This window comes from Bacillus sp. ABR (assembly GCF_056172715.1).
Map to the genome: position 1 here is coordinate 71,371 of NZ_JAOYSL010000005.1, position 24,330 is coordinate 95,700.

At 41.7% G+C, this 24,330-nt stretch carries 24 protein-coding genes; 2 read left to right on the top strand and 22 right to left on the bottom strand.

The genetic code is table 11. The features are described from left to right. Nucleotides 1-88: 88 nt before the first annotated feature. From OIT90_RS15810 to OIT90_RS15835, 6 genes are all read right to left on the bottom strand, one after another. Nucleotides 89-1,723 carry a peptide-binding protein gene (locus OIT90_RS15810; protein WP_039177804.1) on the bottom strand — a complete coding sequence of 545 codons (1,635 nt, stop codon included), beginning with the start codon at nt 1,721-1,723 and terminating at the stop codon, nt 89-91. A gap of 85 nt (nt 1,724-1,808) precedes the next feature. After that, complete coding sequence (locus OIT90_RS15815) at nt 1,809-2,831, bottom strand: ABC transporter ATP-binding protein (RefSeq protein ID WP_041089820.1); 1,023 nt, start codon at nt 2,829-2,831, stop codon at nt 1,809-1,811. Beyond that, on the bottom strand, nt 2,828-3,808 hold the full coding sequence (locus OIT90_RS15820; RefSeq protein WP_039177799.1) for an ABC transporter ATP-binding protein: 981 nt from the start codon (nt 3,806-3,808) through the stop codon (nt 2,828-2,830). Before OIT90_RS15820 ends, OIT90_RS15815 begins: the two co-directional genes overlap by 4 nt. 149 nt (nt 3,809-3,957) lie before the next feature. Continuing rightward, entirely contained in the window at nt 3,958-4,761 is an 804-nt protein-coding gene (locus OIT90_RS15825; RefSeq protein ID WP_268473864.1) for a DUF2268 domain-containing putative Zn-dependent protease, read from the bottom strand. A 77-nt stretch (nt 4,762-4,838) separates the two neighbouring features. Next, nucleotides 4,839-6,080, bottom strand: coding sequence for a beta-ketoacyl-ACP synthase II (gene fabF / locus OIT90_RS15830; RefSeq protein ID WP_039177794.1), 1,242 nt, complete (start codon nt 6,078-6,080; stop codon nt 4,839-4,841). Between the two features lie 21 nt (nt 6,081-6,101). Next, a complete protein-coding gene (locus OIT90_RS15835; RefSeq protein WP_024425052.1) occupies nt 6,102-7,040 on the bottom strand; it encodes a beta-ketoacyl-ACP synthase III in 939 nt (312 codons plus the stop codon). Between the two features lie 171 nt (nt 7,041-7,211). Between OIT90_RS15835 and OIT90_RS15840 the strand changes: the two genes are divergently transcribed. After that, nucleotides 7,212-7,445 (top strand): hypothetical protein, encoded by a 234-nt coding sequence (locus OIT90_RS15840; protein WP_474892725.1) that lies wholly within the window; start codon nt 7,212-7,214, stop codon nt 7,443-7,445. 10 nt (nt 7,446-7,455) lie between these two features. On the opposite strand, the gene OIT90_RS15845 is transcribed toward OIT90_RS15840, so the two are convergent. The 4 genes from OIT90_RS15845 to OIT90_RS15860 all read right to left on the bottom strand — a co-directional run bounded on the left by OIT90_RS15845 (nt 7,456) and on the right by OIT90_RS15860 (nt 10,110). Further along, complete coding sequence (locus tag OIT90_RS15845; protein ID WP_024425054.1) at nt 7,456-7,653, bottom strand: ComZ family protein; 198 nt, start codon at nt 7,651-7,653, stop codon at nt 7,456-7,458. 13 nt (nt 7,654-7,666) lie between these two features. Next, complete coding sequence (locus OIT90_RS15850; protein WP_058838840.1) at nt 7,667-8,629, bottom strand: BMP family ABC transporter substrate-binding protein; 963 nt, start codon at nt 8,627-8,629, stop codon at nt 7,667-7,669. A 91-nt stretch (nt 8,630-8,720) separates the two neighbouring features. Continuing rightward, nucleotides 8,721-9,296, bottom strand: a complete 576-nt coding sequence (locus OIT90_RS15855) for a nad binding enzyme (protein ID WP_247544373.1) — start codon at nt 9,294-9,296, stop codon at nt 8,721-8,723. Nucleotides 9,297-9,369: 73 nt separating this feature from the next. After that, on the bottom strand, nt 9,370-10,110 hold the full coding sequence (locus tag OIT90_RS15860; protein WP_047201782.1) for a hypothetical protein: 741 nt from the start codon (nt 10,108-10,110) through the stop codon (nt 9,370-9,372). Nucleotides 10,111-10,322: 212 nt separating this feature from the next. Here OIT90_RS15860 and OIT90_RS15865 point away from each other — a divergent pair, with 212 nt between their 5' ends. Beyond that, nucleotides 10,323-10,517 carry a YjzD family protein gene (locus OIT90_RS15865; protein WP_003211779.1) on the top strand — a complete coding sequence of 65 codons (195 nt, stop codon included), beginning with the start codon at nt 10,323-10,325 and terminating at the stop codon, nt 10,515-10,517. Nucleotides 10,518-10,642: 125 nt separating this feature from the next. On the opposite strand, the gene OIT90_RS15870 is transcribed toward OIT90_RS15865, so the two are convergent. The 12 genes from OIT90_RS15870 to OIT90_RS15925 form a co-directional block, all read right to left on the bottom strand. After that, nucleotides 10,643-11,908, bottom strand: a complete 1,266-nt coding sequence (locus tag OIT90_RS15870; RefSeq protein ID WP_024426491.1) for an MFS transporter — start codon at nt 11,906-11,908, stop codon at nt 10,643-10,645. A gap of 163 nt (nt 11,909-12,071) precedes the next feature. Continuing rightward, the gene (locus OIT90_RS15875; RefSeq protein ID WP_008348517.1) at nt 12,072-12,251 is read right to left on the bottom strand and encodes a YjzC family protein; all 180 of its coding nucleotides are present in this window, start codon (nt 12,249-12,251) and stop codon (nt 12,072-12,074) included. Between the two features lie 102 nt (nt 12,252-12,353). Then, a complete protein-coding gene (gene argF, locus OIT90_RS15880; protein ID WP_144490910.1) occupies nt 12,354-13,304 on the bottom strand; it encodes an ornithine carbamoyltransferase in 951 nt (316 codons plus the stop codon). Further along, nucleotides 13,301-16,381: a carbamoyl phosphate synthase large subunit gene (locus OIT90_RS15885; protein ID WP_474892726.1), complete on the bottom strand. Its 3,081-nt coding sequence runs from the start codon at nt 16,379-16,381 to the stop codon at nt 13,301-13,303. Before OIT90_RS15885 ends, argF begins: the two co-directional genes overlap by 4 nt. Then, nucleotides 16,374-17,435 (bottom strand): carbamoyl phosphate synthase small subunit, encoded by a 1,062-nt coding sequence (locus OIT90_RS15890; protein ID WP_039177774.1) that lies wholly within the window; start codon nt 17,433-17,435, stop codon nt 16,374-16,376. The genes OIT90_RS15885 and OIT90_RS15890 overlap by 8 nt, the downstream gene beginning before the upstream one ends. Nucleotides 17,436-17,505: 70 nt before the next feature. Beyond that, nucleotides 17,506-18,657 (bottom strand): acetylornithine transaminase, encoded by a 1,152-nt coding sequence (locus OIT90_RS15895; protein ID WP_144491073.1) that lies wholly within the window; start codon nt 18,655-18,657, stop codon nt 17,506-17,508. Beyond that, complete coding sequence (argB, locus tag OIT90_RS15900; protein ID WP_041089795.1) at nt 18,654-19,430, bottom strand: acetylglutamate kinase; 777 nt, start codon at nt 19,428-19,430, stop codon at nt 18,654-18,656. Before argB ends, OIT90_RS15895 begins: the two co-directional genes overlap by 4 nt. A gap of 14 nt (nt 19,431-19,444) precedes the next feature. Beyond that, complete coding sequence (gene argJ, locus OIT90_RS15905) at nt 19,445-20,665, bottom strand: bifunctional ornithine acetyltransferase/N-acetylglutamate synthase (protein WP_126682022.1); 1,221 nt, start codon at nt 20,663-20,665, stop codon at nt 19,445-19,447. Nucleotides 20,666-20,687: 22 nt separating this feature from the next. Next, on the bottom strand, nt 20,688-21,725 hold the full coding sequence (gene argC / locus OIT90_RS15910) for an N-acetyl-gamma-glutamyl-phosphate reductase (RefSeq protein ID WP_058838837.1): 1,038 nt from the start codon (nt 21,723-21,725) through the stop codon (nt 20,688-20,690). 137 nt (nt 21,726-21,862) lie between these two features. Continuing rightward, complete coding sequence (locus tag OIT90_RS15915; protein ID WP_126682023.1) at nt 21,863-22,411, bottom strand: MFS transporter; 549 nt, start codon at nt 22,409-22,411, stop codon at nt 21,863-21,865. Next, nucleotides 22,408-23,853 carry an FAD-binding oxidoreductase gene (locus tag OIT90_RS15920; protein ID WP_126682024.1) on the bottom strand — a complete coding sequence of 482 codons (1,446 nt, stop codon included), beginning with the start codon at nt 23,851-23,853 and terminating at the stop codon, nt 22,408-22,410. The genes OIT90_RS15915 and OIT90_RS15920 overlap by 4 nt, the downstream gene beginning before the upstream one ends. A gap of 124 nt (nt 23,854-23,977) precedes the next feature. Further along, the gene (locus OIT90_RS15925) at nt 23,978-24,286 is read right to left on the bottom strand and encodes a metal-sulfur cluster assembly factor (protein WP_024425066.1); all 309 of its coding nucleotides are present in this window, start codon (nt 24,284-24,286) and stop codon (nt 23,978-23,980) included. Nucleotides 24,287-24,330 lie beyond the last annotated feature (44 nt).

The window sequence follows — 24,330 nt, forward strand, 5'->3', positions numbered from 1 at the left end:
GATTAGCACCACGCAAAGACCGGACACCAAATGCAAGGAATTGTTCTCACGGTGAAAGGGGAGAATCCTCCCCCTCTTCACTATCAGCCTACTGTTCAAGCCACCATTTTTCGATTTTGTAATACTCATCTTTCGGGTGGTAAGAATAGCCTTGAAGATTAGATGGCATAGCGCGATGTGAGTTAGCATAGTAAAGGAACGTATATGGCTGATCCTCTGCGATCAGTTTATAAATTTTTTCATATGCCTTTGAATAATCTTTTCGATCGCTTAATTTTTTAGCATCGACTAACAGCTTATCGACCTCTTTATTTTTATACCAGATGTTATTTAAGCCTTTTTCTGACTGGCTTGAGTGGAAAATGCTAAATTGATCAGGGAATGTCGCAAGGCTCCAGCCGAGCAGCAGCGCATCATAATCCCATTTAGGCGGTGTCGTCTGCTCAATGAGTGCACTGAATTCCACAATTTGCGGCTTCGCTTCCACACCAATTTCTTTGAGCTGCTGCTGGACAACGACAGCGATATCTTCACGAACTTTATTTCCTTGGTTGGTCTTTATGACAAAGGAGAATTTCTTGCCATCCTTATCAAGATAGCCATCTCCATCTGTATCCTCCCAGCCCTCTTCTTTCAGCATCTTTTTCGCTTTTTCTTGATCAAATTCAAATACTGGAACACTTTCATCCTTTGGATAGTTCCAGGACAGCGGACTTTCTGGAATGTTAGCTACTTTGCCGTCTCCATCTAACACTTGGTCAACAATCGTTTGACGATCAATGGCATGTGTCAGCGCTTGGCGGACCTTTTTACTTTTAAAAAGTTCATTTTTCTGGTTCCAGCCAATGTATGAATAATTCAGGCCTAAGTCAGATTCAATTTTAATGTTGCTCACTTTTTCAGCTGTTTGCAGCTCCGCTCCTGGTACAGCAAAGAAATCAATATCGCCTGCTGACAGCTGAGCAATGGCTGCATTTTGGTCAGGAATCGTTTTAATCGTGACGGTATCAAGGTATGGACGTCCATCCCAATAATCGTCAAAGGCTTCTAGTTTGACGTAGTCTCCTTCTTTCCACTCTGCAAATTTAAATGGACCAGAACCGATTGGTTTTTTTCGGTTAAATTCGTTTTCACCGAGATCCTTTATAGGCACATCACCTAAAATATGCTTAGGTAAAATGCCATAGCTTCCTAATGTGACATTATAAAAATAGGGATCTTTTTTATTAAGCTTAAATTCGATCGAGTAGTCCCCTGTCTTTTTAACAGACTCTAATACTTCAAAGCCTGATCCGCGCTCCCCATTGTAGTCCTTATTGATTGGAATGCTGTATGTAAACACAACATCATCAGCAGTCAGTTCTTCACCATCATGAAACTTCACACCTTTTTTAATGGTGACATCAAACTGCTTGCCGTCATCCGATTCTTTAATATCCTCTGCCAGCGATAGCTGAGGGTTCAGCTTTCCGTCTGTTTGAAGTAAGAAGCTGTAGATTCTTTCTTCAATATCAGAGCTTGCCACATCTGTAGAATACAGAGAGTTAAATAATGTTGGCTCTGCAATTGAACCGATGACAAGATCTCCGCCTTGTACCGGTTTACCAGTGGATTTCTTTTCACTGTCTCCAGATGTTTTATTTCCACCAGAACAAGCAGCTAGAATTAATGTAAAAATCAGCAGTAAACTGACCAAAATGGACTTTCTATTTCTAACTTTCATAGACAATTCCCCCTATTCTTTTTTAAAAATCATGACAGAATCCTGTTTCATCCCCCCTCTCAAAGATGAGATCATACAAGCTTGATCAAGCGTTGTAGAGGTGGCAGGCAACAAAGTGGTTCGTTTTTAACTCCTGAAATGCTGGTACTTTTTCTTTACAGATTTCTTTCGCATGCGGGCATCTTGTGTGAAAGACGCAGCCTTTTGGCGGATTTGCAGGACTCGGCAGGTCGCCTTGCAGCATAATGCGTTCTCTTTTCACCTGCCCTTTTTTACGGGTGACAGGAACGGAAGAAAGCAGAGCCTGTGTATATGGATGGAGCGGTTCATCGTACAGACTATGTTTATCGGCAAGCTCCATCATTTTGCCGAGATACATGACGCCGACTCTATCGCTAATATGCCTGACCACACTTAAATCGTGAGAGATAAATAGATAGGTAAGGTCAAATTCCTCCTGAAGCTCCTCCATTAGATTAATGACCTGCGCCTGAATGGATACATCAAGTGCCGATACAGGCTCATCTGCGATGATCATGTCGGGATTCATGGCAAGCGCACGAGCGATGCCGATTCGCTGCCTCTGCCCGCCTGAAAATTCATGGGGATAGCGGTTCGCAAAGCTTGGATGAAGACCTACCTTTGATAAAAGCTGTTCTACTTTTTCATTTCTTTCTTTTAAGGAATATAAGTGATGTGTTTTGTAGGGTTCTTTGATGATGCTTCGAAGTGTTTTTCTAGGGTTGAGTGATGCAAAGGGATCTTGAAAAACCATTTGGATGTTTTTTCGTGTAGATTGTCTTAGCTTTGATTCTGATACGCGCGTGATGTCTTGCCCTTTAAAAAAGATTTGACCGTCAGTTGGTTCATATAGACGAATCATTGTCCGTCCTAATGTGGATTTACCGCATCCTGACTCCCCGACAATACCTAACGTTTCACCTTTATAAATCTTCAAGTCTATGCCGTCAACAGCTTTTACTGCACCGACTTTTTTCTGAAAGACACCCGCTTTAATCGGAAAATGTTTTCGAATCTGTTTCAGTTCAAGAATCGTTTCTTTCTCTGGTAATTCCGTTATTTGTGTTTGATTTTGAGCAAGGGTCATGTTTGATCTGCCTCCTCATATAAGAAACATCTGACGCTTCTGCCATCTTCAAATGTTCTCAGCTTAGGCAGTTCACCCAGGCAGCGTTCCTTCACTTGCGGACATCTAGGAGCAAAGCGGCAGCCGGCTGGAAGCTGATCTGGCGCAGGAACATTTCCTTTGATGGCTGTTAACGGCTGGATGTCTCCGTCAATGACAGGAATTGATTCAAGCAGCCCTTCTGTGTAAGGATGAAGCGGCTGTTCAAACAACTCTTCCACGGTTCCATTTTCAACAACCTGTCCGCAGTACATGACAATCACTCGATCTGCTACTTCAGACACGACACCTAAATCATGTGTGATAAGAAGAATAGAAGTACCAAAGGTAGAGCATAAATCTTTCATTAATGTGAGTACCTGTGCTTGAATGGTCACATCCAGGGCAGTTGTCGGTTCATCTGCAATGAGAAGCTTCGGATCACAGCTGAGCGCTATGGCAATCATTACTCTTTGCCGCATGCCGCCTGATAATCGATGCGGATAATCTTTCATGATTTGCTCCGGACGGGAAAAACCAACAAGCTTCAGCAGATCAACCGCTTTTTTGACCGCTTCTTTTTTTGAAAATTTTTTGTGATAGATGAGGATTTCTGTTATTTGTTCTCCGATGGTTAAGACGGGATTAAGTGAGGTCATGGGTTCCTGAAAGATCATAGATACTTCATTACCGCGGATGCTGCATAATTCCTTTTCACTATATGTAACAAGGTCCTTTCCATCAAGTTTGATAGAACCGTCCATAATTTTCCCACCAGTTCCATGAATCAGACCCATAATGGATAAGGACGTAATGCTTTTGCCAGATCCAGACTCACCGACTAACGCGACAGTTTCTCCTCTGTTGATGCTGAAATCAACGCCATCAACAGCAGGTATCGGTTCCTTTTTTCGAAAAAAATATGTTTTTAAGTTTTGCACTTCAAGCAGCGTGCTCATTCATTCGCCCCTTTCTCCATAGATCAATAGAATTGAACCTGAATATTCCGTCTTTTTAAAATAAAAAGAATTATTTGTATATTATTACATCGCTATGACGAAATCAAGAAGTATTTAGTAAATTTGTAATATGTCTCTTTTTATGTGAATTACTCACTTTTTGATTCTATCGCCTTTAAAAAAGTTTCTGACGGCTCTGCAATCATAGACTCCTCGCTGATTCGGTGCTCATTAAAATATTTTTTCACGATATAGAACCCGGTGGCGTAACCAAGCATTTTAGGGTAGTTCCCTTTTCCATAAAGAAGATTCTGTATCAGCCTTTCGTCGTCCTGGACTTTTTGATCAAGATGACTGGATACCCATTTCTTGTACATGCGGTGAAGCTGGGATTCGCTATAGAAGGTGGTCCATTTCGCTGTATAGCTTTCTCCATATCTATGATACACAGCATATTCAGCGAGCCCCTCCATCATGATTGTATCGAGGAATGTAAAGTCTTTTTCTTCTTTTGAGAGAAAATGCAGCCTGCATACATGGTGATACTCGTGAGTCAGCAATGTACCAATTCGCTCCTTCGGGGTATTTGGAGACAAAAAGAGAAAGACCTTGTCATCAAATGCCATGCCGGATTGATAATAAAATTGCTCTCTGATTTCTCTGCTGCTCTCGTTGACAGGTAAAATAAACACAGGGATGTCAGGACCTTCCCACTCTTTTTGAAGCGTTTGGTATTCTTTCATGACAAGCTTGAAGTACCCTTTTTCCTTGAGCTTGTCGATCATGTTTTTACACGAGCTCCAAGACCGAACCATCCCGTGATGCTGCAGGTGAGCGAGGATAGACGACCATTCTTTTTCCTCTGCCCCTTTAAAATAAGGAACAAAGCGCGCCGCAAGCTCCTGAAATGATGATGATTGATGAATGAGATATTGTGTATTGATCAGACCCATACCGCTGAACACCTCCATTTTCATCATATGCAAAAAAGCGGCGATCTGTTTATCGACCGCCGCTTTCTCAGGAAGTATTACGCTTCGTATTTTTTGAAAATTATTGTCGCATTATGCCCGCCAAAACCAAGTGAGTTACTTAAAGCAACTTGTACTTCTTTTGAACGTGCTTCATTTGCTACATAATCAAGATCACATTCTTCATCCGGTGTTTCAAGGTTAATGGTTGGAGGAATGACGCTGTCTTTAATCGCAAGAACAGAGAAAATAGCTTCTACTCCGCCCGCTGCGCCAAGTAAGTGACCTGTCATTGATTTTGTTGAACTGATTGCAAGCTGGTTCGCATGCTCTCCGAACACTTCTTTAATCGCCATTGTTTCAAATTTATCATTGTAAGGTGTGCTTGTGCCGTGGGCATTGATATAATCAATGTCTTCCACAGACAAACCTGCATCTCGAATCGCTTCTTGCATTGCACGGACGCCGCCTTCACCGTTTGGAGCTGGCGCCGTAATATGGTAGGCATCTCCAGTAGAACCATAACCAACGATTTCTGCATAAATGGTCGCACCACGTTTTAACGCATGCTCAAGTTCTTCAAGAACAATAATCCCTGCACCTTCACCCATGACAAATCCGTCACGGTTTTTGTCGAACGGACGGCTTGCTGTCTTTGGATCAGGATTTGTCGAAAGGGCTTTGTTCGCACAGAAACCCGCAAACGACATTTTTGTTAACGGCGCTTCTGTTCCGCCTGTGATCATTGCATCTGCATCTCCGCGCTGAATGACTTTAAATGCATCACCAATTGAGTTTGTACCTGTTGCACATGCTGTCACTGTACAAGAGTTAACTCCTTTTGCGCCAAGTGCAATAGAGATTTGGCCTGTCGCCATATCAGGAATCATCATTGGGACGAAGAATGGACTGACGCGTCTTGCCCCTTTATTTGAATACACTTCGAACTGCTCTTCAAATGTTTCAAGTCCGCCAATACCAGACCCAACCCATACACCAACACGCGGTGCGATTTCATCTGTGATTTCAAGACGTGAATCTTCGAGCGCCTTTTGAGCAGCAACGACTGCATATTGCGTAAAGCGTGCCATTTTTCGCGCTTCTTTTTTCTCCATGTAATCTTCAATGTTAAAATCTTTTAGTTCTGCTGCTACTTTTGCGGTATATTCACTTGAATCGACACGTGTAATCGGTCCAACCCCTGATACACCCGCTAAAGCATTTTTCCATGTTGACTCTACATCGTTGCCAAGTGGTGTCAAAGCACCTAATCCTGTAACAACTACTCGTTTCTTATCCATTAATTTGTGCACCCCACTCTTTTATCGGCCCCATCGCATAGCGATTGCGCCCCAAGTTAATCCGCCGCCAAAACCAACCATTACAATCACATCGCCGTCATGAATTTTTCCGGCTTCGATTTCTTCACATAGTGAAATTGGAATAGAAGCTGCTGATGTGTTTCCATATTTATGGACAGTCTTCGACATTTTTTCAACTGGCAGCTCTAATCGTTCGCGTGCTGCTTCCATAATGCGAATATTTGCTTGATGCGGGATCAAGAAGTCAACGTCTTCTTTTGATAGTCCAGCTTTTTCAATGACGTTTACACTTGACTCGCCCATTTGTCTTACAGCAAATTTAAATACTTCTCGTCCATTCATGATTGTATGATCTTTTTCATCTAAGTACAAGTGCTTCCCGCCGCTTCCATCTGCTCCGAGTTCAAATGATAGAATTCCTTTGCCTTCGCTGACTTCTCCCAGCACAGCAGCTCCAGCTCCATCTCCAAACAAAACAGCTGTATTGCGGTCATCCCAGTCGGTAATGCGAGAAAGCTTTTCAACACCGACGACAAGCACGTGTTTGTAAGTTCCTGATTCGATAAATTGTTTTCCAGTAACAAGCCCATACATAAAGCCAGCACACGCAGCGCTAATATCCATTGCACATGCTTTATGTGCACCGAGCTGCTCTTGAATCATACAAGCGACTGTCGGAAATGCTTGATCTGGCGTGACTGTCGCCACAAGAATCATATCGATATCTTCTGCAGCCACATCTGCGTCAGCTAATGCTTTTTTTGCAGCAGCAAGCGCCATATGAGATGTATTGACATCATCAGATGCAATTCTTCTTTCTTCTATACCTGTTCTAGTACGAATCCACTCGTCAGAAGTTTCAACCATTTTTTCTAAATCATGATTTGTTAATACTTTTTCAGGTATATAGCGGCCAAGGCCAATAATTCCAGCATTCATTGAATAAGACTCCTTTTACTCATACGAGCATGTGATATTGTGATCTTATATTAGTATCTGGTACTAATTTTACCTTATTTTTTTCTTCTTGGCAATACAAACGTCTAACCTTTCCTCTCACTTTTTTCATAGATTAATGATATATACCAATAGTAGAAAGGAACATGTGATATGGCGCAAAAAGATATTTTCTCAGCAATGATGTTTGGACAGCCGATTGAAAATGAGAAAAGTAAGTCAGAGGCAAAGGAGGAACGTGCGGAGACCTCTTCAAGTGATGACTCAATTGACTACATGCATGTCATGAATCAAATTGGGAACATTATGAACTCCATCGATGAGCTGAAGCCTGTGTTTAAAGATGTTGGTCCTATGATTAGTGCCTTCAAGAAAAAATTATCATAAAAAAAAGCCACTATTCTGTGGCTTTTTCTGATTCTGCATCTGCTTTTCCTAGCTCATATGCTTCCTGCATGACAGATGTAAATAATGTTAGCAGCGGCTGAAGCGCTTCAGGCTCAAGCTGAATCCCTGCTTTATCTAATTCTTCCTTTGCCTGCGGAAAATACTTCATAGCAATTTGTAAAAATTCCATCGATTTTTCGTGCTGCATGATCGTCGTCTCCTCACTTTTCATTTGGCAGTTTGCCAGTTTTTTTGTAAGACGCAATATCACTTTCAATGTCTTTCACAAAAGCGTCGTCAATGGTAGTGCTAAATTTCCCCATCTCGATCACTCCTTCTTTAAAATCAAAGGAGTACTCACCTTGTTCATTTAGCTTGCCTTCATTAAATTTCTTTGCAATGATGCTGTACGCTTTATCAACATGCTGGACAGTGCTCGTTAAAACCGTATGACTTCCGAGGTTGGATTGATCGGTCACGTACCCGATCGCTGATAAATTATCGGCTTTGATTTGTTCAATGACAGGGATATTATAACCATCACCTGCGGGATACACAACATCTACGCCCTGCTTTTTTAATTTTTGATAGAGCTCCACCGCTTTGTCAGCATCATCCCAGTTTTCGACAAACTCTGCTAACACTTGTACATGTTCATCTTGATATTTTGCCCCTTTGATAAAGCCGTCTACCTCACTTTGCCAATCATATGTAGCAAGAATACCAATCTTTTTTGTTTTAGACATATGTGCAGCTGTCATGCCTCCGAAAAAGCCCATCGCTTCACCTTTAAATGTCACGTTTGTGACATTGTCCGCCTGAGGCTTGTTTCCATTGACCGTAATAAATTGTATGTTTGGATAATCTTCACTGATCAAGTTGAAAATTTCACTGTATTCATTGCCATGGCCAATAATCAAATTGACTCCTTTTTTATGGAATTCTTCAATGGCATCAACGATTTTCTCCTTGTCGACCATTCCTTCCTTATAATAAACATCTACACCAAATGTTGATTGGATACTTAATAAGCCTTTATAACCTTTCGTTCCCCAAACTTGATCATTGATCGTATCGGGGACGAGTAAACCCACCTTCTCAATTTTTCCTTTTAAAGGCGCCTGCGAGCAGGCAGATAATAGAAGAAGGAACGAAAAGATCATGACAAGCCGCTGGTACTTCATGCCATGTTCAACTCCCTTTTGCAACATGCAGTGATGAACCTGTATGTTAAATATAGGTTTATTTTATACTGAAAAAAGATAAGATGGAAGATCATTCTTGCTTTTTGTCGAAAAATGTTGAGTTTTGTCTTTTCCATTCAGCTATCATATCTTCTGCTTTTTTGTCATCTGTTTCGCTTTCTACCTTCAATTCATACGTCATGTCCTGTCTTTGACCTGTGTCTGATACCCATTGTAACAAGTTCTTCGCCACATCTTCTACAAAAAATGAATCTGCACGCTTTGTTTGATCTTCATTGAGTGTCCATGGTCCGAACATGTTAGGAAGAATCACTGCCGGCACATTCTGTTTTGCTGATTCGTTTTCAGGTTTATCAAAAAGAATCCGGTACATGCCATGCTTTGCTTTGATGTCTTCCTGCCTGTTATGCGGTTCCTCTAATTGAATAAAAATGAGATCATACGTGTCTTTGCTATCCTGAAGGTCAATGACACGAACGAGATCATTTCTGCCCAGCCACATCATCCGCTCTTCTAACAGTCCTTTTTGTTCTTCTTTAAGATCATGAGGACGCGTGATATCCACTTGAATGCCCTCTTTCATCATATATTCACAAAGTGTCAGGCCAAAAAACTCATCTGCCCCTATGATCAGTCCTGTTTCCATGTTCATGTCCCCTTTTTTAATATCGAATAAAAAGAAGAGCCCTTTCTATGAAGGGCTGTTATCATCCTATTCATCACAATTCTCTTTCATGCGATTTATAAAACTTGTGAATGGATTGAAAGATTCTTCTCGGATGATCAAACATATGCAGTGTGAGATCGATCTGACAATGTTCTGGATTTTTCATATGCTGATCAATAAAAGGTTTTGCGTGAAGTTCATATGCATAAGGTGCGCCGTTTAGTCTTTGCCATATATGAATCGGCACATGAGCAGAATGAACAGGGCAAGAAGGCAGTGGATACGTTTCAGCTTCCTTTTCAGAACAGCCATAGCTCTCTGCTAACTCTTTGATCAGCTGCTTGTAAAAGAATTTGTGTTCCTTTTCTCTTTCTCGTTGTGCATCCAGATTCAGACATGGATTCATCATCGCAATGGACCTTAACACTTCAGGCATCTCCTCAGCAAGGCTCATGGCAACAAGTGCGCCCATTCCCTCTGCGAGCACATGAATTTCCCGGTTTAATATTTCTTGTTTTAATGTGTGATGCACGAGCTGCTTGGCACTAAAAACAGCATCTTCGCATCCCCAGTGATTCCCATGAAGTTGACTATTAAACAATGTATATCCTTCATCCTTTAAGGCAGTTAAAAGCTGGTTTCTTCCATAATGCTGAAGCCAGAATGATGTATTTTCCTGCACAAAGTGATTTCGGTCACCGAGGATTAGAATGCCAAAGCCATTTGGTTTTTGAGGAAGGTGAATGATGTTCCACTGGGAACCAAGCTGGAAAAAACGTTCGCTTACACCCATATGGCCAGCCTCCTTTCAGTGATTCTGCTTTCTATGATATGAACAACAACTCTTGTAGGAATAAGGAAATCCCCTAAAGACAGAAGAATTCTTTTTATTTTTATAGCAGAAGGTCTAAAAATGGTCACATAAAGGCGGAAAACAGTCTTTTCCCTTCACTTGCATCTATGGTATGATAATCAATAGATTGTTACATAAAGGACGGTGGGATTATGCATTATATTATCACCCTCATTTGGACTTTTCTGCTGACACATATGGCTGGTTACATCGTTGCCTCTATGAATGGAGCTGCTTATGATTTTACGCTCACTTCCATTCTTGCAGTTGTGTTTACGGTTATTTTATTCATCTTTGCTGAAGTAAGTCCAATGAAAGAAACGGAAAGTTCAACAAAACACTCTTAATATGCAAGAAAACGATTTGTGAAAAAGAGCTAAAATGATGTTTAGCTCTTTTTCTTTTTTTCTACGTGATTGAAAAGCGGCATGCTAAAACCCCCTGTCTATAACATACAGGGGGTTTTTATTGTTCACACCTCGACGGTTTCGGACTTTTGTTTGTCCGCTGTCAAATGGCTTTTCGCAAGCCCTGTAAACAGGAAGATCGCGATACCTGATAAAATTTCAAGGATTCCTCCGCCAGCAATGACAGGTCCCGCTCCAAATCTTTCTGCCAGAACGCCTGATACGACAGCTGCAAGCGGGAGAAAGACATTTGATGACGCATTGATCACAGCATATACTTGCGGCTGATCCTCTTGGTCAACAGACGTTTGAATAATGACCATTTCCGGTACATTGATCGCACTGACAGCAGCTCCGAAAATAAAGGAAGCAAGCAGAACGACCGGCAGCCATGTACTCATCCCTGTAATAAAGAACGCTGCCCCTTCAATCATGCCAGCGACAATAAAGAACAAACCAAATCTCTTAATTTTGACCTTCGCTAGAGCAAAGCCCATCATAAATGCGCCAACTGCAGCAACGCCTCTTAAAATGGAATACACCATGGAGTCACTTTGCAACGCTTCTGCTACGTATACCGCTGAGAGCGCCTGCCACGGAGCTGCTGCGACATTCATTAAGATACAATACAGTGTGAGTGCAAATAAAATGTGATGGTTTTTGACAACGAGAAACCCTCTTTTTAAGTTATACAAATATGTATTCTTCGCTTGTTTAATGCCTGCTGCTTTTTCTTCATCCGTTTTCTTCAGTTTAACCCCGATAATAAACAGGCCAGAAATAACAAATAAAGCAGTGGTGATCAGCAGGGTATCAGCAGGTCCAATTAATTTAACCAAAAGACCAGCCACCATGACTGCTGCAAGTGCAACAATCTCAAAAGAAGATTGCAGGATCGCATTAGCCTTTTGAATGAGATGCTTTGGAACAATCTGCGGTAAGATGGCCACCGAAGCCGGATTATATGCTGCACCTGTTGCCGATTGAATAACCATTAATGAGATCAATAACCATAGAGGCAATAGATGCGAAAAGTGCAGAAGTGGAATAATGAGTACAATTGTTGCTCGAACAACATCTGAAGCGAACATCCATTTAGACAAATGATGCTTTTTCATAAGAGGTCCTAATATTGGGGCTAACAAAGATGAAGGGAGAACAGTTACTGCTAGAAGAAGTCCTGTACCGAGCGCTCCATCCCCTCTTAAAATCAATAGCCAAAGGACGGATGTAAAAGCAAAACTTTCCCCTGTGTTTTTAATGAGTCTTGATATGAATAATGAGGTGAAGCGTTTATTCCAAACACTTTCACTGAGATTCATCTTTTCCATCACACAAATCCTTTCAACAATATATTACATATTTTACCTTAAGTTCTCTTTTTTTCATACTATTTATTTGAAAATTGGAACTTAATTGTTTTTTATTATAAAGAAAAAAGAGGCATGACACATGCCTCTAAAGACTTATTCCTTATGACTCTTAGTCAATTGCTTACGGCTTTCTTTGGTAAGTCCAAACACGATTATGGTTCGAGTTATCAGGAAAGACATCGCCTGCTTTAAGCTTAATCTTTAAAGGATCTTTCACCATACTGCCAGTTTCACCGATCTCGATATATACACCATTATTTGGTGCCTTATTCCCTGATTTAAATTGATGCTGCTGACCCATTTTCATCCTCCTTTCTCGATTGATGTTATTATGTCCCGTCCCTTGACTCTCCAATCCTTTATGCAAAAAGTCCCTGCTCATACGAGTCAGGGACACTTTGATTTATTTGGATGGTTGATACATAAGTTCTTTCATTAACGCTTTTTGCACATGCAGGCGGTTTTCTGCCTGCTGAAATACTTTTGAGTGCGGCCCGTCAATAATATCTGCCGTCACTTCTTCGCCGCGATGTGCCGGGAGACAATGAAGGAAAATATAGTCCTTTGCCGCATGACTCATCAGTTCGTCATTGATTTGATATTCTTTAAATTCAGCAAGACGTTTCTCTGTTTCTGCTTCCTGTCCCATGCTTGTAAACACATCTGAATAAATAACATCTGCATCTTTTACAGCTGCGACAGGATCTGTCGTCACGGTCACTTCTGCACCTGATTGTTTCGCAAACTCACGGGCAGTGTCTGTTACTTCTTGAAGTGGTTCATAGCCTTTTGGTGATGCAACCGCAATGTCACAGCCTAGCTGCGCACAGCCGACCATCAAGGAGTGCGCCACGTTATTTCCGTCACCGATATAGGCGACTTTGATTCCTTTTAACGTGCCTTTTGTTTCTTTAATCGTTAATAAATCAGCAAGTGCCTGACATGGATGTGAGTAGTCCGTTAATCCATTAATGACTGGAATAGACGCGTATTGTGCAAGCTCTTCAACCTTCTCATGCTCAAAGGTTCGAATCATAATACCGTTGACATAGCCAGACAGCACCTGCGCTGTATCACTGATGGTTTCCCCTCTGCCAATTTGCAAATCATTTGAGCTGAGGAAGAGCGCATGTCCTCCTAGCTGCGTCATCCCCGCTTCAAACGAGACACGGGTTCTAGTCGAAGATTTTTCAAAAATCATTGCTAACGTTTTCCCTTTGAATAAATCTTGATATGGGTTTTGTTTCATTTCTTCCGCTTTTTCAATTAAATAAGCAATCTCATGGATTGAGAAATCTTTTAACGATAAAAAGTCTTTTCCGTATAATGCCGGTTGCACGTCGATTTGACTCATGCCGTCACTTCCTTTTTATATAATTCATGGAGTGATACTGGTGATACATCTCCATTTTTCCCTTGCAGGAATGCTTGAACTGTTTCATATTCAGTTAGAACTTGAACGCCGTGTGTGAGTGCTTTTACACGCTGCTCTTTTGCCTCTTCATCTTCTCCTAAATGAATATGAAGGGATTTATCTTCATTCTGCAGCCAGGATTCAAAGCTGCCAGTCCAGACGTCAAAGCCTGCATGTTTCGCTTCATCGATCAATTGCTCACTGCCTTGTATAAAGAGGCTTCCTTTTTTCTTCCAGATCGGTGCAAACACTTTTTTCAAGGCGCTTTCGGCGTTCTTGCCTACACACATTCCTTCTCCTGTCGCTTTCATTTCAGGTGTCAGCTTGAGGTCGATATCTTGAATGGCATGGGATGAGAACACTGGGAATTTGACCGCTGTCCCCCCTTTGTTTTTCGTTGCAGGGTTTAGCTCTTCAAGCGCCGCACCAGCTAATAATTGAGTGGCCATTGGGATCATATCAATGCCCATTACCTTACTGACGACTGGAACAGTCCGGCTTGCCCGCGGATTCACCTCTAATACAAGCGCCTGATCACCTTTGATGACAAATTGGATATTCATAATGCCCTTGAACGCTAATTTCTTCGCTATTTGTTCAGACGCAGTATGCACCTGCTGTTTGATATCTTCACTGATTGAGATGCTTGGTAAAATGGCAAAGCTGTCACCTGAGTGCACGCCCGCTTTCTCAATATGTTCTACGATCGTTGGAATGAAGGCTGTTTTTCCGTCAGAAATAAGATCCACTTCAACTTCTTTTCCAGTGACGTACTCATCAATTAAGATTGGGTATGGCAAATGATCTGGCTGATCGAGCAGTGATGCCAAATGTGCTTCTGACTGAACAACGATCATTCCCATTCCGCCAATGACATACGATGGGCGAATTAATACAGGGTAACCGATGCTTTTCGCATGTACGAGTGCTTCTTCTTTTGAATGAGCTGTATCTCCTTTTGCGTGAGGAAGGTTCAGTTCATCAAGAAGCTGATAGAATAAATCACGGTCTTCAAGTGCATCCAGCGTAGCAAAGGATGTACCTAACAACGTGACACCGGCTTTTTCTAAGCCTTCTGCGACGTTGATCGCAGTCTGTCCGCCAAATTGGACAATGACAAAATCAATTTGTTCTGCTTCCACAACGTTTAGGATGTGCTCTAATGTAATCGGCTCAAAATATAAACGATCTGCAATCTCATAATCAGTACTGACTGTTTCTGGATTGTTGTTCATCATGATGGTTTCAAATCCAAGCTTTTGCAAGGTAAGAACGCCATGAACGGCACTATAATCAAATTCGACCCCCTGCCCGATTCGAATCGGACCTGAGCCAATGATAAGAGCACGCTGCTTTGTTTTTTCTTGATGCTCACCATCACTTTTTCCAAAGTAGGTGGAATAGAAGTAATTAGTTTTTGCATCAAATTCCGCCGCACATGTGTCGACAATTTTAAATGAAGCAGCAATCCCGTACTCTTGACGGAGCTGCCTGATTGACTCTTCCGTTTGACCCGTAAGAAGAGCAATCGTTTCATCAAGGAAGCCTTTTTCTTTTACCTTTTTCAAGGTATCTTTTGATAGCGTCCCCTTATGATCGTTCAATTCTTGCTCGAGCGTAATCATATTCTGGAACACATGTAAGAAGAATCGATCGATTTTCGTCGTTTGATGAATCGTTTCAACCGTTTCTTGTCTTGAAAGAAGCTCCATAACAGCGAAAAACCGGCGATCGTCTGGTGTTTTGATGAGTTCAAATAATTGTTCTGTCGTTTGGTCTTTCAGTTCTGGCAGGTGGAAGCCCTTTGTTTTAATTTCAAGGGATGCAACTGCTTTTTGGATGGCTGATTCTAAATTCCGATCAATCGCCATGACTTCGCCAGTAGCCTTCATTTTTGTGCCTAATTGACGGTCTGCCTGTTTAAATTTATCAAACGGCCAGCGCGGGAATTTCACGACAACATAATCGAGTGCCGGCTCAAAACTAGCATAGGTTGTGCCTGTGAGCGGGTTTTTCAATTCGTCTAGCGTATACCCCACCGCAAGCTTAGCTGCCATTTTCGCAATCGGGTAGCCTGTTGCTTTTGATGCAAGAGCGGATGAACGGCTGACCCGAGGATTCACCTCAATGACAAAGTATTCTTTACTGAGTGGATCAAGGGCAAATTGGATGTTACAGCCGCCGACTACATCCAGCGCTGAAATGATTTTCAGGCTCGCTGAACGGAGCATTTGATAATCCTGATCCGTTAATGTCTGGGAAGGTGCAACGACAATTGAGTCTCCTGTATGCACACCAACTGGATCAATATTTTCCATGTTGCATACCGTGATACACGTATTTTGACGGTCTCTCATGACCTCATATTCGACTTCTTTAAAGCCAGCTATGCTTTTTTCAACTAAACACTGGTGAATCGGACTCGCTAAAAGAGCTCCTTCAATGAGCGGCTTAAATGCCTCTTCTGTTAGAGCGATTCCGCCGCCTTTACCGCCAAGTGTGTATGCTGGTCTTAGGATGACTGGGAAGCCGACTTCTTTTGCAAATTGAAGGGCATCTTCCGCATTATCCACAATTTCACTATCTGGCACAGGTTCGTTCAAATGCTTCATGAGAGCACGGAATTTCTCTCGATCTTCACCGTTTTCAATTGTTTCAACTGACGTTCCGAGCAGAGTTACCCCATGCTTTTTCAGCACACCGGCTTTTTCTAGCTCGACAGCAAGGTTTAAAGCCGTCTGTCCGCCAAGGTTGGCTAAAAGACCATCTGGTTTTTCCTTTTCAATGATTCTTGTCACTGAATCAACTGAAAGCGGTTCAAAATAGATTTCATCAGCAAATGACTCGTCTGTCATAATGGTTGCTGGGTTATTATTCACTAAGATGACTTTGTAGCCTTCTTCTTTTAAGGCCATACATCCTTGTGTTCCTGAGTAATCAAATTCTGCTGCCTGACCAATGATGATTGGACCAGACCCGATGACTAGAATGGTTTGTATGCTTTGATCTTTAGGCATGTGCGACTTCTCTCCTTGCTTGTTTCACTTTCTCAATAAAATCATCGAATACCCATTCACTTTCAGCAGGCCCTGGGTGTGCTTCTGGATGAAATTGAACTGACATAATCAGCTTTTCTTTATGAATGAATCCTTCTACAGATCCATCATTGACATGAAGGAATTTCACATCCACTTCTTTGTCATTCATGCTTTTTTCATTCACCACATAGCTGTGGTTCTGACTTGTCATAAAGACACGTTTGGATTCTGTATCCTGTACAGGATGATTCGCTCCCCTGTGGCCAAATGGCAGCTTATACGTATCCCCGCCAAGTGCTAGAGCGATTAATTGGTGACCTAAGCAGATTCCAAGTGTCGGGAATGTCATCATGATGTCATGAATCGTTTTTAAATATGGTGTCATGGTTTTCGGATCTCCAGGTCCGTTTGACAGCAGGATCGCATCTGGTTTGATCTCAAACACCTTTTCCATTTGTTTATATGGAATGACGGTTACTTTACAGCCGCGCGCTGCAAGCGAATCTGCAATTGATTTTTTAAAGCCAAAATCAATGAGCGCCACATGTTCCTCACCACTGCCTTGTGTGTAGATCTCGCTATCTGTCACCTGTGCGACGACATTGTCTTGTTTCATTGCAGGCGGCGTTTCGTTTTCGTCTACACTGAGCACAGCGTTCATCGTTCCATTTGCCCGGATGTTTTGCACGACTGCGCGCGTATCTGTATGTGTCAGAAGCGGAATATTCCACTTTTGTAAATAATCTTTTAAGCTGACCGCTGCAAGATGATGTGAAAAATGCTCTGCTGCCTCGTAAACAACCACCGCTTTTACTTGAGGCTTTTTGCTCTCAAAGTCTTCATGATTAATGCCGTAATTTCCGATCAGCGGATATGTGAAAACAATGATCTGACCTTTATAGGAAGGATCTGTGAGCACCTCTTGATAACCTGTCATACCTGTAAAAAAGACCACTTCACCTGTGATGCCAGCTTCTCCTGTCAGATCTCCTTCAAAAGAGGCTCCATCTTCTAAATTTAAATAACCTTTCATGCTTATGTCACCCCAAAATTGAATAATTAATGATATAAATGTATTTTTATACGTTTCTTTGTAAAAAAATTTACACCGAAACTGTTTTATTGGCTAATACTTGAACAATTGCTTCGATCGCTTGATCCAGCTCTGCTTTCTTCACATTCAGCGGAGGTAATAAACGAATGACATTGGGACCAGCTGGAAGCACCAGCAACCCCAGTTCTCTAAGAGCTGTGATATATTCACCGACTGGCTGACCACATTCAATACCTGCCATCAATCCTTTTCCCCGCACCTCTTTTACGATATTCAGCTGTTTGACATTTTGCAGCTTTTCTAACAAGTAATCACCCTTTTCTTTCACTTCTGAAAGAAACTCTTCTTGGAAAATTACATCGAGTGTCGCATTCACAGCAGCCATGGCAAGCATATTTCCACCAAATGTTGTACCATGTGAACCTGGGGAGAATGCATCTCCTAGAGCTTTTTTCCCTATAACTGCACCAACTGGAAAGCCGTTTCCTAACCCTTTTGCTGCAGAGATAATATCAGGATCAAGACACGTCTCTTCGTACGCAAATGCTGTTCCTGTTCGACCAATGCCCGTTTGAATTTCATCTACAATCAGCAGTGCTTCATGCTTTGTGCAAAATGCTTGAACTGCTTCTAGAAATTCTGGTGTCGCTGGATTCACTCCACCTTCACCTTGCACAACCTCCAGCATCACCGCTGCCACATCATCGACCGCACAGGCTGACATAGCGTCTGGATCATTAAACGGTACATAGTGAAAGCCTTCTAGCATAGGACCAAAGCCAGTTTTGATTTTATCTTGACCTGTGGCAGCCATACCAGCATACGTGCGCCCATGGAAAGAGTGCAAAAATGTGATGATATTTGTTTTCCCTGTCGCTTTACGTGCTAATTTAATGGCACCTTCATTTGCCTCTGCGCCGCTATTGCAGAAAAAAACGAGATCGCCTGAACTGTTTGCTGCCAGCTTTTCTGCTGCTTTTTCTTGCAGACCATTTTCAAACAGATTCGACACATGCCAGACGTGATCAAGCTGTTCCTTAATGGCTTGATTGACCTTTGGATGATTGTGGCCTAAATTTGTTACTGCAATGCCTTGGATAAAGTCTAAATATTTTTTCCCATTTGTATCGACTGCCCAAGAACCTGCTGCCTCTTTAATTTCAACATTCCACCGGCCATAATTTTGAAAAAGATGACTCACAGGACCGCCTCCTTTTGTTTTACGATTCTTGTGCCTTTAAAGGTTTCTCCTGTAAAGATACTGCCTTTGCCATTTACGATCATCACTTCATCTACATCACCTGATAAAGCACTCAAAGCGGATTGTACTTTTGGAATCATTCCCCCGGAAATAATGCCTTCATCAATGAGTGAAAGGGCTTCTTGTTCGGTGACGACATCTAATAGTTCACCATTTTTTAAAATGCCTTCAACATCTGTGACAAACATGAGCTTATCAGCTTTCATGGCTCCGGCGACAGCTGATGCTGCTAAATCAGCATTCACATTTAAGGTTTGGCATTCTTCCGTCATAGACAGCGGCGCAATTACAGGAATGAATTGTTTCTCCATGAGTGCTTCCGCCATTTCTGGATGAACTTCTTTGATTTCGCCAACGTACCCATAAACGTCTTGATCAAGGAAATCGGCGACAAGCATCTGCCCATCTTTACCGGATACGCCGACAGATGATATATCATGCTTTGCGAGCTCTGACACAAAGTATTTATTGACTGTTCCCGAGAGAACCATTTCGGCTACCTCTAACACAGGCTTCGTTGTTTTACGCTGACCGTCAACAAATTCTGTTTTCACTTCTAATTTTTGCAGCATGTCGGTGATTTCAGGTCCTCCGCCATGCACGATAGCCAGCTTAAATCCAGCAGCTTGAAGTGAGCGGACATTTTCATAAAAGGTATCTGAAAGTTCTCGAATGACACTGCCTCCACACTTGAACACGATCGTTTTATCCATGTCTATCTCCTTCTTTATGTGCGATAGCTCGCGTTAATTTTCACATAATCATAGGTGAGATCACAGCCCCAAGCTGCTGCTTCACCATTTCCCTCACTCATTTGAATGAAAATCGTAATCTCATCCTGCTCTAGATATGCTTTTGCTTCCTCTTCTGAGAATGGCTGCGGTTCATTGTGTTTGAATAAACATTGTCCGCCTAAATAAACTTCTACCTCTTCCGGAGTGACGGAAGCTGCGCTATGACCAATGGCTCCAACGATTCGGCCCCAGTTAGCATCCGTACCATATACGGCGGTTTTGACAAGACTTGAACCAACGATTTTTTTCGCAATGATGCCGGCTTCCAAATTATTTTTAGCACCAGCGACTTTCGCTTCGATTAATTTCGTTGCACCTTCTCCATCTCTCGCAATCTCTTTGGCTAAATCCTCACAAGCTAGTTTTAATCCTTCTTTAAACAAAGGCCATTCTGGATGCTCTTCATTGAGTACATCGTTTTCTGCCATGCCATTTGCCATCACGAGCACCATATCGTTTGTCGACGTTTCTCCATCGACGGTAATTTGATTAAAGGTCACATCCGTAATGTCACGAAGCGCTTGCTGTAAGGCTTCCTGTTCGACATTTGCATCTGTTGTGACAAAGCCAAGCATTGTCGCCATGTTCGGGTGAATCATGCCAGAGCCTTTTGCTGCGCCTGAAATGATGATCTCTTTTCCGTCTATCGTAAGGGTGTATGTTGTATTTTTAATGACAGTATCTGTCGTTAAGATCGCTTCTTCAAAATGGCCTTTTTCGGCTTTTGCTTCTTTTAACTCGGCGATGCCCTTTTTGATTTTATCCATCTCCAGACATTCCCCAATGACACCAGTAGAAGAAACAGCAATGTAATCAGGTACTACACCTAACATATCTGCACAGGCTGCCTGCATGTCGTACGCGTCTTTTAATCCCTGCTCACCAGTACATGCATTGGCGATGGCACTATTGACAATGACACCTTTTAATTGTCCTGTCTTTTTTAAGCTTTGTTGTGTGACTTTGAGAGGCGCAGCTTGAAAGTGACTTTGTGTGTAGACCGCTGCACTTGCTGCTGGTACTTCGCTGACGATGAGGCCAAGGTCTTTTTTTGAATAGCGCAAGCCAATGTGAATCCCCTTCGCTTCAAAGCCTTTTGGTGATGATACGTCACCGTCTATTTTGACAATGCTTTTTTCATTCAATTCGATCATGTTTGTTGTCTCCCCTGTTCTCTTATGGATAAAGAGGTGTCATTGTGAGGCCCGCCTCTTCATGTAAGCCTTTGATGATGTTGAAGTTTTGAACCGCTTGGCCGGCCGCGCCTTTCATGAGATTGTCTATGACCGACACGATTGTAAGTCTCCCTGTTCGCTCATCTAAATGAAAGCCAATATCACAGAAGTTACTGCCATATACTTCTTTCGTTTGTGGATAAACGCCGTGATCTCTCACTCTGACAAAATAGGAATCTTCGTAAAAGCCTTTCATTCGCTTCATCAATTCTTCTTTTGTGACATCCGTTTTTAACTGTGTATACATCGTCGCCATAATCCCTCTTGTCATCGGGACAAGATGCGTAGAAAATGTGACGTTCGCCGTCTGCGGATTCCATTCTCTTAATATTTGCTCTATTTCTGGCGTATGCTGATGCTCATTCACCTTATAAATTTTAAAGTTATCGTTTAGTTCTGAAAAATGCGTTCCAAGTGAGGCAGATCGTCCGGCACCGGACACCCCTGTTTTTGCATCTATTATAATCATAGATTCATCTATGACATTCTGTTTGATGAGCGGTGCTAAACCGAGAAGAACTGCGGTAGGAAAGCAGCCAGGATTGGCAATCACTTCAGCTTGTTGAATTTTGTCACGATTCAGTTCGGATAAACCGTACACCGCTTGTTGAACAGATGCTTCATCCGCTGCCCTTCGTTTATACCAAGCTTCATAGGTGTCTCCATCTTGAATGCGCAAATCACCTGATAAATCAATGATCGGCACTCCTTGATTCATAAGCTTTGGCGTCAGTTCACTTGATACGCCTGCTGGAGTCGCTAAAAACACAGCATCTGTCTCTTGCACAATAGCAGCCGGGTCAATGGTTTTTAATGTTTGGTCAGTAATCGCTGTTAGATGTGGATAAGATTGACTGTATGATTGCCCATCACCACTTGATGAATACAATATACATTCCTCCACATGCGGGTGATGCTTGAAGATACGAACCAATTCCGCACCACCGTACCCTGTAGCACCTATAATACCTATTTTCAACGTCAATACACCCTCTTGATCTTTGTGAAATTATTTAACATTATAACATGTATAAAAATTAATTCAATTGTATATTTAATATTTGTTTTCATTTTTTTTCAACAAAAAAACCGCATATCTTCATGAGACATGCGGATTTATCTTTCGTTTTTGATATAGATGACCATGAGCGCACTGCATAAATATAATATAGAGCTTGCATAAAAAATGAAGTAAACGGTAAAGAAATCAGCAAACAGGCCCCCAAGCATAATGGCGATGGATGAAAAAAGAGCTGTCCAAAAATGATAGTGACCGACTTCTTTCATTCTTTTGTTCTCTGTTGTGAGGTCCGTGACGAGCAGTTTCTCTCCGTGCTTTTGAAAGCCGCCAAGCGCACCAAGTGCCAGCTGAATCATATACACTTGCTCCACTTCTGTTATATGCGGAAAAAGCAGCAAAAGAAACGCCATACCGAACGAATGAATGATTAAAAAGAGCCGCTTGTCGGTGGTTTCGGGCAGTTTCCCTAAGAGTAAATGAATAAATGCTCCGCTTAAACCAAACAGGCCGTAGGCAAGACCAAACTGTGAATAGCTTGACCCAACATTTTTAATAAAAAGAATGTAAAAAGGGAAAATCAAACTGCTGGCGAAAAACAGCAGACTTTGTGAGTAGACGAACCATTTCATTGCTTTTGCATTCATTGTGTATTGTACCTCTCATAAAAGTAGTTGGTGAACGTGCCATCTGGATCTGCTTGTTTTTTCTTTTGGAAGAATACATCGGTTTTAGGATACGCCCGCTTCATTTGCGCTTTCGTTTGATAAGGCATATACGGTAAGTAATAGCTTCCATCGTGCTGCAGCGTGATATCTGTCATTTTTCGAATGATTCGCTCGGCTTCCGCCTTCTCTTCTTTTTCGAACCCGTAATTCACTAAAAGCACAAGTGCAAACATATCTTGTTTCGCATAGGAGAGATCCGCTTTTTCATTTTTTTGTACATAACGTATTGTGATATTCATTAGATTCAAATCTTCTTGTTGTAAAAAGGATCTCATGTCATCGATGTACGCACGAAAACGGTCAACTGGGACGAAATATTCCTGCAGCACATCTGTGTCGGATTCATTTTCATATTCTAAAAAGGCAGAGTCAGAACGCATCACATTGTTTCTTGTGATCAGCTGATCATTTTGACTTAAGAAATACTTTTTTTGCAAATTCCAGAGCAGATCTTTTCCCATATCAAATCTTCTTGAAAGGCCGAGCATAAATTTCAAAGGCATGACGAGTTGATCTTCTTTCAGTTCTTGATATGATTCAATCCCTTGTTGTGAAGTAAGTGAATAATTCGTCACATACATCTCTTTCAAAAAGTTTGTTTTCGCTGTTGAGATTCTGGCAAGATGCATGCGTACTTCTTTATTGTGTTTGACATGCTTTTGAAAATAATCCGTATACTCATCGTAACCCAGAGAGGTTGTCTCCATTTTATATAGTTCATCTTTTGTTAAAGAAAGCTCCACATCTAAAATGACACCGAACAAACCGTATCCCCCAATGACGGCAGTAAATAAATCATCGCCTGGCTTTACTGTGACAATCTCACCGTCTGCTTTTAACAGCCTGAATGAGCGAACTGTGTCAATGAGTGACCCGTAACGAATGTCACGTCCATGTGCATTTGCACTTAAAGATCCGCCAATTGTAAAGATATTCTGCGATTGCATTACCTTCACAGCAAGACCATATGGATTCACATATTTTTGTATATCATCCCATGTAGCGCCGCTTTGAACCCGAATCGTTTTCTTTTTAGGATCAAACGCTAAAATCTGGCGGAATTCCGTCATATCGAGCACGATGCCGTTTTCATAATATGTGTGACCGCCCATACTATGCTGTTTACCGGCAATAGAAATCGGCAGGTGTTTTGCTTTTGCTTCTTTCAATACTTCTTTTAACGTGTCTATTTCTTTCCCTTGAACAACTTTTTTGATTTTGACAGGCATGAGATGACTAACATCAGTAAAAGCCTCAAGATCCTGTTTTTTGTGTGTTTGGCTTTCGCGTATGGTGATTGATGCAAAAAATGCAGCAGCATATACGATCAAAAGAACGACCCATAGCCATTTTCGTTTCATGATAGGTACTCCGTTCTATAAAATTACATCCATTATATCAAGCCATTCTCTTCCTCCACCTTAATTTTTCATAAAAAAAACCTGGCATGAGTTTATCTCATACCAGGCATTTTTCATTTTGTGCTTATTGAATACCGAGCGCGATTTTTGCGTATCTTGACATTTTGTCTCGTGTCCAAGGCGGATTCCATACGATGTGAACTTCTGTTTCTTTTACTTCTGGAAGATCACTTAATGCTTTTTTGACTTCATCCACAATAATTGGTGCAAGAGGACAACCCATTGATGTTAAGGTCATGGTGATATCCGCTTTTCCATTCTCATCAAGATCGACATCATAGACAAGTCCAAGGTTGACGATGTCGACATTCAGCTCAGGGTCAATCACCTGTTCTAGGGCGCCTAAAATATTTTCTTTCAATGCTTCATCCATGATATCCACTCCTTTTTCCATTAGTATAACGTACTTTTTGTTAT